This window comes from Dorea acetigenes, from assembly GCF_025567385.1.
In the GTDB taxonomy this organism is placed as follows: Bacteria; Bacillota; Clostridia; order Lachnospirales; family Lachnospiraceae; genus Claveliimonas; species Claveliimonas acetigenes.
This window is the reverse complement of the sequence record NZ_JAOQJU010000004.1, coordinates 144,363-163,499: the sequence shown is the minus strand read 5'-3', so window position 1 is coordinate 163,499 and position 19,137 is coordinate 144,363. Positions and strand designations below refer to the sequence as shown.

Genomic DNA, 19,137 nt, shown 5'->3' with positions numbered 1-19,137 from the left:
GGTTCCTGCTTCTTTCTGAAAATAGAAATTTATCCATCATCCGTTTTTTTCTTTAAGTCAGAAAAAGCAAACACCCATACGCAATTTCCTATCTTTATAATTATCCTTCAAACGCTTCTTTTAATAACACACCTGATTCAGAAATTAACATTATATTCGCTTTTTCCAATTTTATTCGTGGTAACTTTATACCATCTTCAAAAATTTCTTTATTCATTTTTTCTATCCGAACATAAGAGCCAAATCCTGTCTTAATCAAATCATACTGATGGATTTCATTCACTTCAACCCATCCTTTTTCTAGTACATAAAGCATATCATTTGCAGAACATATAAAATTATCTCCTGAAATCTTAATTTCGATAATTTCCTTTACATTACTTGTGCATGAATCTATACATCTTCCCAGACTTTTTTCTTGTTTCATTTCATCCCAGCTATATATAACATCATCTTTTTCCACTTGCTCCAATGAAACTATATTTTTTTCTGTCCATGCTTTATTCCCCAGCGCAATATTCAGTACCTCTTTTACATCTGAAATCAATCGTTCAAAATCAAATTGCTTACTGACCTTACGGCGCAAAGTTTCTATTGACTGAATCAAATGCTCCTGATATATCCTATTTCTCCGGTAAGCACTCGCCCTACATATACTTTTATAATTGATATGCAAACGGATATCGGCGCTCTTATCCTTCCTTATAAAAAGCGACCTTTCGCGATACCACGTGTCCGAATCCGGCATACACGTGGATATAATAGCAATTTCTGTAAGCTCTTCTCCATAATTTTTTCTATTTAATGACTGATTCAACAATTCTGTATATTGTCCAAGAAAATCAGAAAGAATACTTGCACCTTTTCCGTACGCTTCAAAACTTAAAAAAAACTTCATTTTTATTACCTGTTCCTTTGTTGCTGCTTATTCCAACAATAAGGATTAAATACAAACCATCTTTATTATTAAACTACATCTACTTCCCAAATAGTATTCTTGGATTATGAAACATTGGGGTCTTTCCCACCTCAATATCTTCATCAATTAAATCAATAGTAATGTAATATTGATTTTTTTTACCTTTCAATTTTTTGTCTTCGTAAAATTCACAACATGCTTTATTGGTTTTTCTAAGCCACGCAAGAAACTGTTCATGAGTAAACTTCTTCGAATTTTTCAATATTTCTTCTTTCCAATATTCCACTTCATCCGGATACCACGAATAATCCCACCATTCATTCCCTAGTTCTTTTCCAACTACAAATTTTTCATATTTCTCGCGTTCTTTTGGATGTTCTTTCCAAAATGTTTCAATCTCAACTCTTTTTTCATCCGAAATCTTTTGTACCCATTCAATTGCCATTATTTCTATCCCCAATTTTAATTTCATAGTAGCTGTAAATACCTGCTCCATTTTAACTTGAACACCTACAAATTCACCTCTTCTTATATTAACACTCGGTCTGTCTACAGTATGATAAAACGGTTCAAATCCTACTATTCTATAATAACCTTTATACATTTTCGTCTTAACCCAATCTCCTACATGTACCTCTTCTCCATCATACCCCAACGCAGATGTCCATTCGTTAATTTTTGCTTTAGAATTCATATTCCATTTTTCCTTTCTACTAAATTTAAGTTTGATCTTTTTAATACTGATTCTAGCTTTGATAACGAATCATCCAATATTATCCCCGTAGACAAGGGTCCAAATCGGATTGGTAAATCTTTTTAATCACCAACAATCATAATAGGATGCTCATACAATGGGACTTTTCCCAAAGAAACGCTTTCTGGGATTACCTTTGTCGATACAAAACACAATTTTTTTCTTCTTCGGCTTTTTTTGTCATCATACAATTTCCCATAATCCATCATTGTCTTATCAAACCACGCTGCAAATTGCTGATAATTAATTTTTTTCGGCAGATTCATCGTTTTTTCCTGCCAAAATTCAATACCCTCTTCATAAATGTTCAATTGATACCATAAATCTCCTAATTGTTCAACTACTTGCCATCTGTCAAATATTTCTTTTTTTTCAGGATTCTCTTTCCAATAATCTTCAATTTGACGTAAAACTTCCTCTGACACTGGTTTTAACCATTCGAGCGCTACTGCATCTGCTCCTAATTTAAATTTCATTTTTGACGTAAAACCTTGTTTTAAATTTGCTAACGTAGAACATTTTTCTCCTTTTTTGGACGTACCAACATCTTCAAACGCATAACTGGCTCCAAACCCTACTACTTGATAATATCCCGCATGATACCCTTTTACCCAATCTCCATTTTTTATTTCAATTTTCATAGTCTTTATTTTCCTCCCTGTTTTTACAAATTTACCGGATTATTATCACAATAAGCATACAGATTATAACCTTCCAGTCACTGGGTCATAGTACCTGCTTCCCAGATAATACAGTCCCGTCTCTGCATCATAGCAGTATCTACGGTAACAGAATGGGTTCAGCGTACCAATCTTTATACTGGTAATATCCGTCGTGGACACCGGGATTCCCCAGGTATCATACTGATAGCTAATCGCAGTCTTGGATTGCCGCGATTTGGTTGTCATTTCAGCAGTATTTTCACTGTTTTTTCTACAGTATCTCTATTCCTTATTTTTATCTTATCAAATCACCCGCTGACAGGATAATATTAAAATGTACTGCTGATTATAAAAACCGCCCTCGCCACCTCCAAACAAAAATCAGTAACGAGAACGGTCACGCGTTTTAAGCTCTCTGTCAAATCCTAATTAAGGAATCATATAATCTCCTTTCTTTATATCCTCTAAATATTCTTCTACCGTCTCCTGTATTTCTTCGTCATCAAATTCTTCTTCAAATTTCATTTCCACATAAAGCTTTTTTCTTTGAAAAACGCCATGTCGATACCATATTTGAGGAAGCCAAAGCTTATTTTTTATTTCAACGAATCTACAAATATACCAAGCAAGATCTTCATCATCTCCTTTATATTCATATATCTGCCCGTCTTTTCGAATAGAAAACCGACAACAATAGGTATAGCCAGGGAGAAACTTTATTCTTTCAGGACTTTCTATAAATTGCTTTTCATAATCATTGTACCAGTACTGTTCTAAAACCAATTCTAAGCCTTCCTCTTCAACTTTTTGCCGAAAAAATCCCATTTTTTGTTGAAAAAGTATCCAACACTGTTCTTCCCATTGTATGATTTCTTGCTGCACATTAAAATCCATCTGCTTTTTTATCATTTCCATCTTTCCCCCATATTCTCCAGCGAGCAACCGGATGTGAACCTTTTCTATTCCAAAATCCTTGTATTTTGCATACCCAGAACCACCGCCTATAACGGCTCCGACTGTTCCTCCAATTGCTGCGCCTGGTTATAGGGATACAAAACAGGATTAGCTTAATGACAACTCTTTCTATGGATGCTCTCGTGTTTCTGCATAATCCTCAACAATTACTGTCGCATAATATTTTGCCTGACGTTCACTCTTTTCTATATCTATATCATAATCTTTGATCCACTGATAGTAATGTGAAAGTTCATGGGTAATTGAATGTAAGATTCCAGCCAACGCATTATCTTTTCCGACTCTCTCCAATGACTCCTGATAATCCCCCACCGAAACTTTTATATATGGCTCTATAGATTTATCATAAGGTCCGAAAAAAAGAGCTGAACCTTTTTCTCCTGTTGACGTAATCACTTGTTTTGATGCTTTAAAGTAAATTGGTACCCGCATCGGGAAATCATATTGTGTTCTGAGCCAGAAAACATATTCTTTACAAGCCCGCCTTACTTCTTTATCCACTGCTTTATCAAAACGTAATCTTATTCCTTTTCTGCAATCAGTATCTAAAAAAGCACTCCAATCTTTACATTCCCATAACCTTCTCAAAACAACTTACTCCCTTTCATATCAATATTTTCTGTGTCCTCTTTTACTTGGGTGGTGCGGTCTAGGCTGGTTTCTCGGCTTTTTTGCTTATCGGCTTCAATAAACTCATTTACAACTTTCCTTGCATACCTGGTTGCCTGTCTCTTTTTACCAACCGGAGTCAGCTCAACAGCATTAATCCATTGAAAATAATAAGTCAACTCACGCCCTATTGTAATCAAAATATTTTTCAAAGCTTCTTCTCTGCCCCATTTACTACAAAATTTTGCATATTTTCCTACTGCCACAAATATACGCGGTTGAATAGTATAATCGTCTTCATTTTTCTGTAATGTGCTGATTACTTTGTTTCCATCCGCATCAATAATTTCTGAAGTCTTCTTTACACAAACCTGAAGTCTTATCGGAAAAAAGTACTCCTTCCGTAAAAATGCAGCAAATGCCTTGCAGACTTTACGTACTTCACTATCTATTTCAGAATCAAATTTTAACTGCATTCCCATCTTTGAGCTTCTTTTTTCAAAATTAATATTTTCTTCCCATCTATAACTTTTCCAAATATCTTTTTTACTTTTTACCACTTTTCCCTTTTCTAAATATTCATCATAATCACTTAATATATAATCCGAATACATTGTGGCCTGTCTTTCTTCCCCCATTTTCGTCAAAGAAATACCATTAACATACTGAAAATAGTGTGTTAATTCATGGGCAATACTTTCCAATATTGCCCACATCGCCTCTTCTTCTCCTCTTTTTTTCTTTAATTCCTGATAATCACCTGCCGCAATTCTTATATGCGGTTCCGTATCATAATCCGCCGGCCAAAGAAAAGTCCCCACAACAAACTCCCCATCTCTTGCTTTAATTCGATAAAGTGCTTTTATATATACATAAACTCTAATAGGAAAAAAGAATTCCTTTCTTAACCATTTTGCAAAATTTTTGCACACTTCTTTTACTTGAATATCTACTTCTGCGTCAAACCGCATCCGTAACCCACTTCTATGACTATCTTTAGTTAAATCGATCCATTCTTTCCAGTTTTCTAAATACCATATATGCACTTTATTCACTCCCTGATAAAAATACTATCTATGTTTTTTCCGTCTTGGACACTGGATCCCCAGGTATCATACTGATAGCTTACTACCAGTGTCCCTTCACTGTCAATCAAACCAATTATAATCTCCCTGGATATTGTAAAGGTAATAGTAAGTAGCATTTCCCAGTGACACGGAGAACAGATTGTCGTTCCAGTAATTATTGGCCTATCATCCTAAGCCTCCATCTTATTCAAATACCTCTGCCACACTTTCACTGTCTCAGACCCCATGGAACCATCCTGCGTTGTCCCTAAAAATCCCTGCATACACAGAATCGATTTCTTTCCGAACCAGCCGTCAGTCTTCGCCCCAAACAGCTTCTGCATTCCCCGGACTGCCTCGGAACCTGCCCGATAGCCATTTATCTTAAATTCCCAGCAGCCTGTATCTGCCGCACGCAGATATTTCTTGTTCTCCAAAGGCTGGTTACTGATTCTTCCGTCCTGTGTTGTATGAAGGAATTGCTGGGTACGTCTTACAGTCGCAGGACCAAAGGAGCCGTCGATCACAAGGGCTCCACCCTTACCCGCATGGGCCTCCTCGTCCGCACCCACCAGGTTTTCCTTATATCTCAGCACACAATCCCAGGGATAATTATAATATCCGCAAATATTAATCTCTCCCTTCTGTCCCCAAAGCTGCTTCTGGTCGCCCGGCTGCCCTCCTGTAACCGTTCCCTTTTCATTCATAGATGCTTGTGCAATCTTTCCATCTCCAAGATACATTGCCGTGTGGTGTACATGATTCAACAGGACATCTCCCCGTTTCATGCCACCTCCTGTGGCAAGATTACAGTTCTTTGTCACGTCTTGAAAGCCTTTCTTTAAAAACACCGTATACATATCTCCTGTATAGGACGCTCCTTCGTTCTTCACCGGAACCCCGGCATTCTGCCAGGAAGTAATCACCAGCGAACTACAGTCATAGTCTCCCTTCTCGCCCCATCGGTAAAGCTGATCATATCCATGAGAAGCGTCATTTGCTATCCTTGTCATAAATGCTGCCGCATTTTCTGTTTTATTCATTCTCTCTCACCTCTTTTCTTTCACAATTTCCGTTCAGATTCATACTTTTATTCTGCAGTACATCCACCGCCCTTTTCAAACTGCCCGGCAGCGGCACACCCATAAGTCCTGCATTTTCTACAATAGACAGGGCTTCATTTGCAATAAACCCAATGCACACCGCATCCCTCAAATAGCCTGTCCCCATCAACAGATCCAGCCGGACTGCTATCAGCACACAGAGCAGCATCATAGATTTTCTGCATAGCCCCTTCCACCCCGCATGGCTCTCCAGCGCACCATTTTCTGACTTCGGACTTTTCTTAAATACCGCCGGAAGAAGAATTCCTCCGGTAACCCAGTCAATTATCATAAATAACACCAGCGTCTGCAGTACCGTATCCCAGCCGCCGAAGCAGGCGGCGATGATACCGCCTACAATACCGTTTATAGCCATAAATATTTGTCTCATATTTCTCACCTTCTTTCTTGCAGATGACCTGCCATTGGCAACTCACCTTACATACTGAAAAACAAAGCGGACAAGTCTGCCTTGAACTCCCTATATTCCTCAATCCTTGAGGGGTGCTGGACATCTTGCAGATGTCCGCTTAGCACCGACCGAAATGAAATGCAGACCTTGCTCCGCTTTGCGGCGCCGATGTGCGGCTGCTACAAGCAGCCTTCCTTTGCACATCGTGCGCATCCTGCGGAGCATTTTGTGATATAGGAAATCCACAGGAATTTCCTATATTAGTATGAAAACAGGAAGCAGCCGGATTGTGGCGGCCACTTCCTGTTTCTAACCAACTTTACTTTTCTGCTAATAACATAAATCTTGGTGGAGCTCCATACCCTGGTTCTCCCTGATAATAGCCAATTCCTTTTCCACAATAAATAATACAGACAACTCCTATTTCCGCCGCCTGTTCCAAAAATAAATGTCCGATATAACTTTCCCCCATATAATAGACATCCGAAGCAGCGCTTAATTCAAAAAGATACTTTATCATCTCTTCCCTTTTTTAGGTGAACCCAATTCCCAAAGAATTCTTTCTTGCTTAGATTTTTTTACAAATTTTTTTATGAGTTCTTTTTCCATATCTTCCATATAAATTTTCCCCTTTCAATGACTACTGTCCATCTTTCGCCATAAAGAAATTCTAATTCTTATCGTTCACTTCATTCAACATTAAAAATTCTGGCGGATTTTTTCCCAGTTCACCTTCATGATAATACCCTATACCATTTCCAAAATATAAAATACATCCCATATCATCATTGCGTGCCTTTTCGATTCCTTCAGCAATATTAATTTCTCCGACAAAATATATTGAAATTAAATATGCGGTCTCCTTCCCTCCTAACTTCAATATTTTTTTCTTTAATTGTTCTATCGAAAGATATTCCAAATGATGCATTTTATCTTCGTCCAAATATTTTTTTAAGCGCATCTTCCAGATTCCATCATCTCTTCTTCTTGGTGTCTTTAATTCCCATTTAATTCTTTCTCTGCATCTTTTCTGATAGTAACTATCAACAATTTCTTCTTCAATATTACTATTCATGCTGCTTTTCTCCTTCACCTTAGACTATAAAACATCTCATTTTTTCACTTTCACACCTCTTTGCTTCTTAAGAATTAATGGTTATAGTAATTCTATAACCATTAATTCTTCATCACTATATAATCCTAGTAATAACGTCTCGGGTAATAATAATGATCATGACTTTCTCCAGGATGAAAATGTGGTTGAGTGTTTTTACTACCTACATGCCGCTCATTCCTTAAAACCTGTTTTTTTGTTTTTCTACTTCTGTTTACTTTCCGCAATTCTCTTTTCGCTGCCTGCTCTGCTTGCTTTCTGGTTTTATACCTTTTACGTTTCCCCGGCGGAAGCTTGCTTCGCTCCTTTACCTTTTTTTCTTCTTGGGGTTGTACTTTTTTCTTCTCTTCTCGACGGTACCTTGACTTTGCTTTAGAGTATGCAATACTCCCACCTACCACGGCAGCACCTATCGCAATCACGACCCAGCCAACCGGCGTTATTGCTCCTAGTCCAGCCATAACTGCACTCCCCAGAGCGCTCATGGAAAATCCAGCTTCTACTGCTAATGTTCCCCCGCCCGCCAGCGCCAATTGCCATACATCGCCCTCTTTGTCAGACCTATTCACCGGATTATCATCACAGTAGGCATACAGATTCTTGTCATGCAGATCTTTCTCCACTCCCAGCACATCCACATCATCAGCATTGACGAACCTTCCAACTACCGGGTCATAGTACCTGCTTCCCAGGTAATAGAATCCTGTCGTTTCGTCATAACAGTATCCACGGTAGCGGAACGGATTCAGCGTACCAATCTTCATACTGGTAGTATCCGTCGTGGACACCGGGACTCCCCAGGTATCATACTGATAGCTTACCACCTGCGTCCCTTCACTGTCAATCAAACCAATTACATCCCCCTGAAGATTGTAGAGGTAGTAATAAGTATTACTTCCCTGTGATATAGAGAACGGATTCCCATCCTGGTCGTAGGTGAATTGTAGCAGCTTACCGTTATCTGCGATCGCCACAATCTGATCGCCATTCCAGAAGTATTCACTCTCCTTTTTGAGTTGTTCACTCTGATAAACCTGGGTTTTTACCCTTTTACCGTCTGCATTATAATCATAGGTGATCCTGTAAGGCGTCAGGGAAACAGATTTCAGCAGCCGTCCTCTCTCCCAGGTCATTTTCCAGCCATTACGATAGGTAACCGGATTCCCCATTCTGTCATAGAGGATCGAATAGCCGTCATATTCTGTCAGCTGATCTTTCCACTGGCTGTTTCCATAGGTATAGGAGATGCTTTTTTTCTCCGTCCCTGATGCTCCCCTTGCATATTCTTCCTTTGACAGGATATTTCCTCCTGCGTCGTAATAGTAGCGGAATGTTTTATTTAACCACAGATTATCTTCCAATGTCAGCCTGCCCAGCGGATCATAACTATAGTACGCCTTATTCACGCCATTTTCCTGGATCCGTGTGATATTTCCCACTGCATCGTAACTATAAGTGAGGGTATTGCTTCCGTTTTTAATGCTCTCCGGCAGGGTCGTCGTCTGCCAGTCTTTCTGTCCCTTCACATAAGTATAACTGGTATAGTAGTTCTTTCCTGCTCCGAGGGCGATTCTTTTTTCCTTTAACCTGGACATCTGGTCATAGAACAGATAACTCCTCCGGTAGTTGTCCACGCGCATTCCGTACATCAGCCCCGGCTTCTCCCCGCCGCTTACATTTCCATAAATATAGCCTGTCGTCTTTGTACTTCCTCCGATCTGGCTCACAATCTTCTCCAACCGGTTTTTATTATCATAGGACAGGCGCAGCTTCTGGGTTTTGCTGGTATCCATTGCCGTCAGGCGTCCGATCAGGTCATACTGATAATTGTAAGTTATATTCTGCACTCGATCCTCATGGCGCAGGAGCTTATCATAAGCATCGTAAGTATTCCAGTCCAGGATGCTCTTTTTCCCGGCGCTGTCCGTCAGCGTGCGGTAAATCAGGCGAAAGTCATTATCGTAGGCGTTCTCGAACGTCTCGCCGGTTGCATAAGTCAGGGTCTTCTGCGGTCCATTATTGGGCAGGTACGTATAACTTTCCAACGCCGTGTCGCCTATTTTTACCTTTGCCTTGTTGCCGAAGTCATCATATTCGTAGGAGCAGACCGTTCCATTGTGGTTGATACTGCTCAGGCGGTCGGAATTATCATAGGTGTAAGTATTGCTGATCCTTTGCCCGTTCACTGCCATGCTCACACTCTTCAGGCGGTCATTGGCAGCCTCATACGTATACTCGGTCTTATTTCCCCTGGCGTCCGTCACACTCGTTAATAGCCTTCCGGCACTGTCATAGGTATTCCGCGTAGTGTATCCCCTGGCGTCTGTCACAGAAGCTACCTGCCTTCCGTCCGCCGTATAAGTCATGGAAGATGCAATCTGCTTCCCACGGTTTTCCAGAAGGAACAGTTTATTGTCTGCATAAGTGGAGATGTCTCCTCCATTTGTCACGACTCTTGCACCGCTGCCCACGGAGTTCTCTGCACCTCCTACAATTCCCATACCTTCTGCAGACTGTGGGTTATAGATGGCATAGACATCTCCTACCTTTACGAACTGGAACTTCTGCGCCTGGTTCGTGCCGGAATAAGTCTGCAATACGATTGCCGGTCTGTTAATGCCGGAATCGTTTGCAATCCTTGTCAGCGCCATTCCCGGCGCGCACAAAGGATGTAGGGAATAGTTACTGGTTCCCTCTTCTTTCTGAAAATAGAAACTCTGCCCTTCACTGCCATTATTGTAATACTGCTGAAGACCCAGTCCTTCCGTCTGATATCCTCCCGGCACGTCCAGGTACTGCCCGCTGTGCCTTGCACGAATCGCAAAGATACTGCCATCCTCCGGTTCATCAGAAATTACGGGCCAATCCGCCGGCTCAAAATACCATTTCTGCCGGTCGTAAGCCTCATTGGCTCCCCAGGTGGTGATTAACGCCCCTGCGCTGGTGGTATTCTCCGCATTGGTGAGAACCCTCTTATCCTTACTGCATTTCGCTGCAATCTGATACTCGCCCCTCCACTGGGAGAGTAGCTTGAACTTCTGGGAATCCCGGTTATTCCTGGTGTAGATCTGTACCTTCACACCATCACCGTCGTTGCCGTTATAAACATCCAGTGCCAGCGAGGTATTGTGCATTGGCAGGAGAACATAATAGCCCGCCTCCATATCCACCACTTTCCATTTCTGATTATTACTCTTGCTGAATGGCTGTAGCTGCACTGCCGTGCCATTGGCTGTGCTGCTATTTGGCACGGTTAGATATTTCCCGGATACCTTTTCCCGGATATAATAGAGTCGTTCCGCCAGTACTGCCCCGCGGCGTTTATCCCCGTAGGCATGGGTGCGAACCGGGTTGCCTTTACTGTCATACTCGAATTGGTAGACCAACTGTTCCGAGCTTGCGGCTCGTTTTAAATTCTGTTTTGTATCGTAACCATACTCAAAAGATGTCCCCGTAATATCAGACATTTTGCTTAAGTTCCCATTTTTGTCATGAGCAAAGCCTGCCTTCTCTGCCGCAGATTTTGCAGAAATCAGATTACCGTCATCATCATAGACATAACTCTCTCCGTCATCTCGCATAAGCTGGATTCCGTCAAAGTAAACATCGTTAGCATTATCCCCATAATAGATATGGAAATGAATAGCGCGGTATTTCTTCGCGGTATCACTAACCTGGTCGTTCGGTGAAATTGACTGATTCACAAACTGCCAGTCGGATATATAGGGGTTGAAAGGAATGCTGCTCCATTTATAGGTTCCGTCCGTGTACTCAAATCCTACCGTAAATCCGAATTCTTTGCCGGGTACGGCTTTCCCTTTTGCCCAGCCGCTAACAGAGAATACATCCGTTTCATCTCCATTTACAAGAATACGTTTCCAGAATCCTTTCCGCTTACCTGGCTGCCCGTAAATGTGGAGGGAATGAGTTCCATACCGGCAGTTTCCGTTCTTTCCTGTGGTTCCCTGTACTCTGCCGTCTGCACAACTGCTGCTGGTAAGCAGTCCGGTGAAAGTTGCCGGATCCATAGAGCCGGAAGAAGCCGCATATTCAAAATCACCATTTTCCATCATGTTAAATGGATTTGCTACATTGCCTTCTTCTAACTGGAAGCAGGTCATATACCCGGTTCCTGCTGCACGGAAGAATCCTCCGATTACCACCAGATACTGATAATTAGTTCCTGCCTTTACCGTAAAGACCGCCTGGTCCCGTCTCCAGCCATTGTCAATGCCTGCGTCCGTTTTCTCTCTGACGCCATCCGACTCCGCAAGCGTCTCCCAACTGCCTGCATTATTTAACGCCCTGACAATCAACCCCAGCTTCCCATCCGAACCTGCCGTTATGGAATCTGCCTTCATGTAAGCAGAGACTGTATAAGTCTTCCCTTCTTCCAGCTGAATCGTCTGAAGAACACCCAGCTCGCCGGAACCCGATTCTGTCCTTACAACCTTGACCGATTTATCGCCCACATATCCCAGCTTATTTCCGGACACCACCTGGATCTGAGAACTGGTTCCTCCGTATAACTGCCAGTTGTTCAATCCATCCTCAAACCGGGTATTCATCAGACGGTTTAAGACCGGCTTCATGGTGGAACCCTGGCTGCTCAGCTTATTGTTTTTCTGCCCTTCCTTAAAATATCCGTAACTTGCCGCATTTCCATCCTGATCGCAAATACAGGTAGGGCGTCCGCTGCTGTCAAACTGATAAGTATAGATGCGGTTATCTAAGGAAGCGTCTCCGGTATTTTCTGCCAGACCTGACAGCATCCCATCCAATCCCGGCTCCTCGAACACGGTCATATTTCCGTCTTTGTAGGTAATATGAATCTCCTGCCCGGTCTTCTGTCCTTTTTTCTCCTTGATATGAGATACACGAACCGTGCCGCAGTCACTCACGAAATCATATTCCATCTCATATTCGTCCGGCGCTTTTACATATTTAAGCACATTCGCGCGGCTTCCCACATCATACCCGTAACGGCTCGTCTTCCCATCCGGGTAAGTAATACTCTTCAGGTTATCATCTTCATAAGTGAAAAGGAACCTTCTTCCCGCCTCATCGAAGAGATACTGAAGCCTGTCGTCCGTGCCATACTGCAGAGAAATCGTCTTGCCCGCCGCATTTGTAATCTTTGTCAGGCAATTCTTTCCACCTATATTGGTATAAGTATAGGTAATTGTATTTCCATTGGGGTCCGTCTCCTTCGACAGATAACCATCCTGCCGGAAGGTCAGAACTGTCTTATCTTTTGTCTCAATCTTTCGGTAACTCTCCGTATCACCGGAGGAAACTTGGGTAATTACAAACCCCAGCCCATCTTCGTCCTTCCATTTATTATTATCCGTCGTATCCTTATAGAAATAGTGACTGGTGCCGTCTTCATCAATGTAACGGTAAGGATAATCCTGAATTCCTGTCCCCAGAAGCTCCTGGTGCGCGCTTAATCTCCATCCCAGCCCCAGGCTCTTGTCTATCTTCCGATTGGAAAGCTTGTAGACATGAGAGAGTCCTGCCGGGAACAGATTCCCAGTAAACTGGGTATCCGGATGGACTAACACCAGATTTCCATTAAAATCATTGACATGGACGGTTCCTGCCCTTCCGACGTTCTGTTCGTGATAGCTGTAGTAGTCCTCGATCCCTACGGAATCCCGATAATAAATCGTTCCCGCCGGGAACATAGAGCTGGTGATTCCGGTTCCGTCTCCCACCGCATACTCGCTTGCTACAAACCGGGCGTCTGCCAAAACGTCTTCGCTCTGCGCCTTCAGTAAAATCCCATAATTGTTTCCTTCATACCACTTACGAATTAATTTCGTCACATGAAACTGCTTTGGAGCAATTACGCTCTGCGCTTCCACATTTTCCATCTTTGCAAAATCCAGCACTTCCGCCTCATATTCCGGCTGTTTGTTCCAGGTTGCTGTACTGCTATGCCACTCTCCTGCCTCACCGGTTTTTATCTCATGTGCCTCCACATAGAAGCTCTGCCCGTTATTAGCAGAAAATCCATACTGCCAGATGCATACATTCGCATCATAGATGACAGCTCCTTCCGGAATTGCCGGGAGCGTATTGAACTTTAACATCGCCCTGCACTTTCCATAACTAGAATTATTTCCTACTACAAAAGACCCCCAGCTTCCCGCTGCACTGCTGGACGGATATTTTTCTCTCACAAAAGTATCCATGATATTGGAAACCGTCCTGGACGTCTCCAAACCCGGGTCGACCGTCACCGGATACTGACGCTCCTCACTTTCCAGCCATTCCCTGTCTAATTTAATAGTAAGCACCGTCTCGTCCTTTTCCCCGGTTTCCAATTGATAGGATGCCTGGCCGCTTTGTCCGCCTGCCCGGTCATACAAGTAAGGCGCTGCCATACGGAAGATTTCCTTCTCCGGATTCTTGCTGTCGCAGAAACGGATACTGCCCTGTCCTTCCTGTTCCACAGTGAGTCCCTTATGGCGGATGCGAAAACGAATCGGAATCGCCGCCGCTTCTTTCTTTTTGAGAATAATGTTCTCCTTTAAACGCTCACCCTCCAGGATATACTGCAGATCCATGCCTTCCCGTACATTTTCATAGATACCTCCGCCTCTTGCGCGTTCTATCTGCATCTGTCTGTGGTTCCATGCTGCGGTATCTTCCTGTGCCGCAAGCGGTGTATCCCCGGAACCTGCCGCGGGCTCCTCAATCGCTTCATCTCCATCACTCGCCAGAGAAGATTCCTGCGTTTCTTCCTCTGCGGAAGGCACTTTTTCTCCGTAAATACGGAAGATGGCAGTTTCTCCGCCTCCGGTTTCTTCCACGCTCCGGAGAGACGCTTCTGCAGCGTTTTTTTCCTCCGGCTCCAAGCCCCAGGAAATCTTGTGTTCTTCTAGCTTTACAGATACCAGCTTCTTGGAATTTCCATGCTTAGCAAATTTCACTTTAAAGTGGGAGGCTTTATTTTGATAGCCTGCTTCTTCCGTATTTTCTTCCTGCAATGTATTGTCGATTTCTTTCCATTCTCCATCCTCTTCAAAATGAACCGGATATGGATAAACCGCAGCAATGCCTCCGTGGTTTTCCGTAAGGAAGTATTTAGTATTGGCATTACGCTTCTCCTTCTGTTCAGTGAGAATCTTCTCCTCTTTTGTTTTATTTATTACATTTGTATTCATTTTTTCTTTCCTTTCTTTTTCATTTTATTTTCTGTATTGGGGATTCCGGCGCCGGTTCTCCCCTCTTCCGGCTCCGGAATATTCTGCGCGCGCACGGCCGGTAGGACTCCCGGGCGTCCGCCCGGCCGCTGTAATAGATTTCGTCCTTGACATGAATGTTTCCACATGATATATTCATTCTATCGAACAGATGTTTATTTGCTGTTCTCCGTAAATCTATGGCTTTATAATAATCGGATATCCGTAATTTGTCAATAGTTTTTTTGCGGACTTTCGTTACCATTCACAGCCGATTTGACATCCAATATAGATTCGTCGTGCTTGCACGTAAGAAGATATATTGGATTCCAAATCTGAACTGTGGAGCAGTCACCCCACCCGCATAAGCAGTTTTAGCTCCGATAGGAGCGGGACTGGAGCATCGAAGATGCGACGAGTGCGCATGCTGGTGGGGTTCTGTGAATGGTAACAAAAAACATTCTTTCTATTATGGTTTTCCGTTTACTTTTACTTCGATTTCGCTTATAATTAGTTACATAAGTGAAACTCTTTCTATAAGAATGTATCTGCATTCCAAATAAAATTGATATGAGGTAGAAGAATATGAAAAAAGCAGCCGTTATAGAAAAATTAATTAAAGAAAAGGGCTATTCTGTCCGGTCTTTTGCCCAGAAATGTGAAATTCCGGAAAGTACTCTTTATACCATTCTGAAAAAGGGCGCAGGACGCGCAAGCGTAAATAATGTTAGCCTGATCTGCAGAAATCTTGGGATTACTGTTGAAGAATTGGAAGAAATGGCAGCAGACGGAACCACTGCAAAACCGGCGGCTCCATCCTATGAAGATGTGGAACACCTGATTGCCCGCAACGGAAAAGATTTTTCCATAGAACAAAAGATGCAGCTGATTAAACTCCTGTCCGAAATTGATAATCCAAAAGAGGTCTGATATTTTGAATCATTATGACATTCAGAAGCGTATTTTAGATGTGTTCGCTGAATGCAGTGTATTTTCTTTTCCTGTTGACTGTACAAGTCTTCTGGAACACTACGGATATACTTTGCATACCTACCAGGAACTTGGGCGAAAAAATAAAGCTCTTTATGAAATGTGTATTTCTTATTCAGAAGAAGCCTTTCGGGACGGGGCACATAGAATTATTGCCTATAATCAGGACAAATCTCCCCTGCGGATCCGATTTTCCCTCGCCCATGAATTGGGGCATCATATTTTAGGGCACAAGAATGAAACCCGGCACAATGAAATTGAGGCAAACTTCTTCGCAGGAAATCTTCTGGCTCCCAGAATGGCTATTTACTATGCCAGATGCCAGAATGCGCGTGACGTATCCTTTATATTTCAAATATCAGAAGAGGCAGCACAAATTGCATACGAAGATTATCTGCGATGGCACGAAGAGCTTCTTCTCCGTGAGCGCCGGATGACGGCTCTTGAACGGGATATGTATTATCATTTTTACAGGGCAGAGCAGGACTGTTTTGTATGGAATGTTAAAACATGTGATTTCTGCGGCGCCACACTTTACAATTCCTATGAGAACCATTGCCGGGGATGTGAACTTCCAAAAGAGCGTCCGCTGCGCTCAGACACGCCTGCATTGTCAGATATTTTATTTTCAGACGATATGGAGCGGTTCCGCCGGATGGAAGCGCGCTGGCTGTCCCCTATATTATAAAAAAGATTGCGCCTTGTGTGCAATCGCCGCGCGCGAGCAGACTGTAACACAGTAATTTCATCTCCGCGAGCTGCGCATCACTGCACGAAGTGCATTTTATATAACAGGGGATTCCGAAGGAATTTCCTGTTATATAAAAAGAGGCTGTCTATTTCCTGACAGCCCCTCTATTTCTATTCATATAGATATTGTTATCCTCTATAGTAATTAATCAGGCATCCTTTCAAGATGATTTCTCTCTCCGCATCCGTCAGATCGCCAAGCTTCAGATTCAACTCCTTCAGCTCATCGCCAACCACATATGCTTTAATGGTCTCCGCTTTCTCTTCGATTGCCTTTCTTACTTCCGGCACGAAAATATAATCGCCATTCTTGAAGCTTAAATGTTCATGGTCTTCTTCTGTAATAAACGGCAGCATACCCCAGTTAATCAAATTAGAACGGTATCTCTTGGTCGCATATTCATTTGCAATATTCGCCCATCCTCCCAAAACTTTCTGACAGGACGCCGCCTGTTCCCTTGCGGAACCGTCGCCTGGTTTTACTGCAAATATCGTGCTTCCTACACCGATATTTCCTTGCCCCACTTCCGGATAAGTTTCCTGAATCTTCGCCATTACCGGCTTCAGCTCTTCCAGTGCATCCAATGGGCATAAACCTGCCTCAATCGCCTTCTGCGCTTTCTGCACCTCTTTTGCCCGGCCTACATATGCAGGATCTTTCCTTGACAGCGCAAATTCCGCAAGCCCCAGTGGATTCGAACGATAAGAAGATGTCTCGCCGGACGGAATCAACTCATCTGTCGTGGTTACCGGGTCATGGATTTCTGAAACAACCTTCACAAGCAAATTCTCCGGAAGTGCTGACATTGCCGGCCAATCCTTGATATTCGGTCCAAACTTAATCTCTACAGACGGATCTGCCACTCCATGGCTGTCAAATACACGGTTTGCATATATATTTTTATCAAAATGGTATTTCTGTCCCTTGTATTCCACATCCATTGCCGTCGCTGGAGTAAGGAATCCTTTATTCGCTGCCGTCGCTGCAATAGAACGTGCATCCATAAGCGCAACAGATGCAATCTGCCCGCTCTGAAGCTTAGAACCTTCACGGTTCGGGAAGTTCCTGGTAGAATGCCGGATGGAAAATGCATTATTAGCAGGCGTATCTCCTGCACCGAAGCAAGGTCCGCAGAACGCTGTCTTCACAATGGTTCCCGCTGCCATCAAATCAGCTACGGCGCCGTTCTTCACAAGCTCCATATACACTGGCGTACTTGCCGGATATACACTGAATGTAAATTCATCAGAACCGATATATTTGCCGCGGATAATGTCCGCTGCCGCGCAAATATTTTCAAATCCGCCTCCGGCACATCCTGCGATGATTCCCTGATCCACATAAAGTCTGCCATCTACAATCTTACTCTGCAGAGAATAGTCAACTGCTCCGTCAAGACTTACCAGCGCTTTCTGCTCCACATCATGAAGCACATCCTTCAGATTTGCATTTACCTCATCAATCGTATATACATTAGATGGATGGAACGGCATTGCAATCATTGGCTTAATCTCACTTAAGTCTACATATACCATGCCGTCATAATATGTAACTTCTCCCGGATTCAGCTCCTTGTAATCTTCCACACGTCCATGAATCTCATAAAATTCCTTTATCTTCTCATCTGTCTTCCAGATAGAAGAAAGACAGGTAGTCTCTGTCGTCATAACATCAATGCCAATACGAAAATCCGCACTCAGCTTGCCTACGCCGGGTCCGACAAATTCCATTACCTTATTATTCACATATCCATTTCCGAAGGTTGCACCGATAATTGCAAGCGCCACATCCTGCGGTCCTACGCCCTTCATCGGCTCGCCGTCCAAATAAATGCCTACAACTCCCGGCATCTTAATATCATAAGTTTTATTCAGAAGCTGCTTCACAAGCTCCGGTCCACCCTCACCCATTGCCATCGTACCAAGGGCTCCATACCGTGTATGGCTGTCCGAACCCAGAATCATCTTGCCGCCTCCCGCAAGCATCTCACGCGCATACTGGTGGATAACCGCCTGATGTGGAGGAACATAGACTCCGCCGTATTTCTTGGCACATGTCAATCCAAACATATGATCGTCCTCATTAATCGTTCCCCCTACCGCACACAAAGAATTATGACAATTCGTCAGTACATACGGCACCGGGAATTTCTCAAGGCCGGAAGCTCTTGCTGTCTGGATAATCCCAACAAAAGTAATATCATGGGACGTCAGTTTATCAAATTTAATCTGCAGGCGTTCCATATTTCCGGATGTATTATGGTCAGCCAAAATACGATATGCCATTGTCTGTTCCGCGGCTTCATCCCTGGAAAACGCCCTGCCAGCCTTACGCTCTGCTTCTTTTACATCTTCTACAATTTCAGTGCCATTCACAAGATAGACACCTTTGTCATACAATTTCACCATTGCTTCTCCTCCTGTCGCCTTCGCTTCTGTTATTTTATAACGCATCCTATAAAAAGTCAATGTAACCTTAGAATTCATACATATCAGTTCAGCCATAAGCCGGATTGTGGGTGAATCATGCTTGCATGAATGAACATACAATCCGGCTTATGAGCGGAGCGCCATTTTATGAGCAAAAATAGC

15 protein-coding genes are annotated in these 19,137 nt (G+C 42.9%); 2 read left to right on the top strand and 13 right to left on the bottom strand.

Annotated elements, in window-relative coordinates:
* Positions 1–100: 100 nt before the first annotated feature.
* The 12 genes from OCV99_RS06380 to OCV99_RS06325 form a co-directional block, all read right to left on the bottom strand.
* Positions 101–898 (bottom strand): Imm44 family immunity protein, encoded by a 798-nt coding sequence (locus tag OCV99_RS06380; protein WP_158369239.1) that lies wholly within the window; start codon positions 896–898, stop codon positions 101–103.
* A gap of 79 nt (positions 899–977) precedes the next feature.
* A complete protein-coding gene (locus OCV99_RS06375; protein WP_158369237.1) occupies positions 978–1,613 on the bottom strand; it encodes a hypothetical protein in 636 nt (211 codons plus the stop codon).
* A gap of 122 nt (positions 1,614–1,735) precedes the next feature.
* Positions 1,736–2,314 carry a hypothetical protein gene (locus tag OCV99_RS06370; protein WP_158369235.1) on the bottom strand — a complete coding sequence of 193 codons (579 nt, stop codon included), beginning with the start codon at positions 2,312–2,314 and terminating at the stop codon, positions 1,736–1,738.
* 63 nt (positions 2,315–2,377) lie between these two features.
* On the bottom strand, positions 2,378–2,581 hold the full coding sequence (locus OCV99_RS06365; protein ID WP_158369233.1) for an RHS repeat-associated core domain-containing protein: 204 nt from the start codon (positions 2,579–2,581) through the stop codon (positions 2,378–2,380).
* Between the two features lie 183 nt (positions 2,582–2,764).
* Positions 2,765–3,250, bottom strand: a complete 486-nt coding sequence (locus OCV99_RS06360) for a hypothetical protein (RefSeq protein WP_158369231.1) — start codon at positions 3,248–3,250, stop codon at positions 2,765–2,767.
* 168 nt (positions 3,251–3,418) lie between these two features.
* Positions 3,419–3,898, bottom strand: coding sequence for a hypothetical protein (locus OCV99_RS06355; protein ID WP_158369229.1), 480 nt, complete (start codon positions 3,896–3,898; stop codon positions 3,419–3,421).
* Positions 3,895–4,965, bottom strand: coding sequence for a hypothetical protein (locus tag OCV99_RS06350; protein WP_262575033.1), 1,071 nt, complete (start codon positions 4,963–4,965; stop codon positions 3,895–3,897). The genes OCV99_RS06355 and OCV99_RS06350 overlap by 4 nt, the downstream gene beginning before the upstream one ends.
* A gap of 212 nt (positions 4,966–5,177) precedes the next feature.
* Positions 5,178–6,029: an endolysin-like domain-containing protein gene (locus OCV99_RS06345; RefSeq protein WP_158369226.1), complete on the bottom strand. Its 852-nt coding sequence runs from the start codon at positions 6,027–6,029 to the stop codon at positions 5,178–5,180.
* Complete coding sequence (locus OCV99_RS06340) at positions 6,022–6,480, bottom strand: phage holin family protein (protein WP_158369224.1); 459 nt, start codon at positions 6,478–6,480, stop codon at positions 6,022–6,024. Before OCV99_RS06340 ends, OCV99_RS06345 begins: the two co-directional genes overlap by 8 nt.
* Before the next feature lie 340 nt (positions 6,481–6,820).
* Positions 6,821–7,021 (bottom strand): hypothetical protein, encoded by a 201-nt coding sequence (locus OCV99_RS06335; RefSeq protein WP_158369222.1) that lies wholly within the window; start codon positions 7,019–7,021, stop codon positions 6,821–6,823.
* A 150-nt stretch (positions 7,022–7,171) separates the two neighbouring features.
* Positions 7,172–7,576, bottom strand: a complete 405-nt coding sequence (locus tag OCV99_RS06330) for a hypothetical protein (RefSeq protein ID WP_158369219.1) — start codon at positions 7,574–7,576, stop codon at positions 7,172–7,174.
* 125 nt (positions 7,577–7,701) lie between these two features.
* A complete protein-coding gene (locus OCV99_RS06325; RefSeq protein ID WP_158369217.1) occupies positions 7,702–14,787 on the bottom strand; it encodes an RICIN domain-containing protein in 7,086 nt (2,361 codons plus the stop codon).
* 603 nt (positions 14,788–15,390) lie between these two features.
* Here OCV99_RS06325 and OCV99_RS06320 point away from each other — a divergent pair.
* Together OCV99_RS06320 and OCV99_RS06315 are read left to right on the top strand one after the other, a co-directional pair.
* Positions 15,391–15,735: a helix-turn-helix domain-containing protein gene (locus tag OCV99_RS06320; RefSeq protein WP_158369215.1), complete on the top strand. Its 345-nt coding sequence runs from the start codon at positions 15,391–15,393 to the stop codon at positions 15,733–15,735.
* A gap of 4 nt (positions 15,736–15,739) precedes the next feature.
* On the top strand, positions 15,740–16,483 hold the full coding sequence (locus OCV99_RS06315) for an ImmA/IrrE family metallo-endopeptidase (protein WP_158369213.1): 744 nt from the start codon (positions 15,740–15,742) through the stop codon (positions 16,481–16,483).
* Positions 16,484–16,674: 191 nt separating this feature from the next.
* Here OCV99_RS06315 and OCV99_RS06310 read toward each other — a convergent pair whose 3' ends face one another.
* A complete protein-coding gene (locus OCV99_RS06310; protein WP_158369281.1) occupies positions 16,675–18,954 on the bottom strand; it encodes a hydratase in 2,280 nt (759 codons plus the stop codon).
* Positions 18,955–19,137 lie beyond the last annotated feature (183 nt).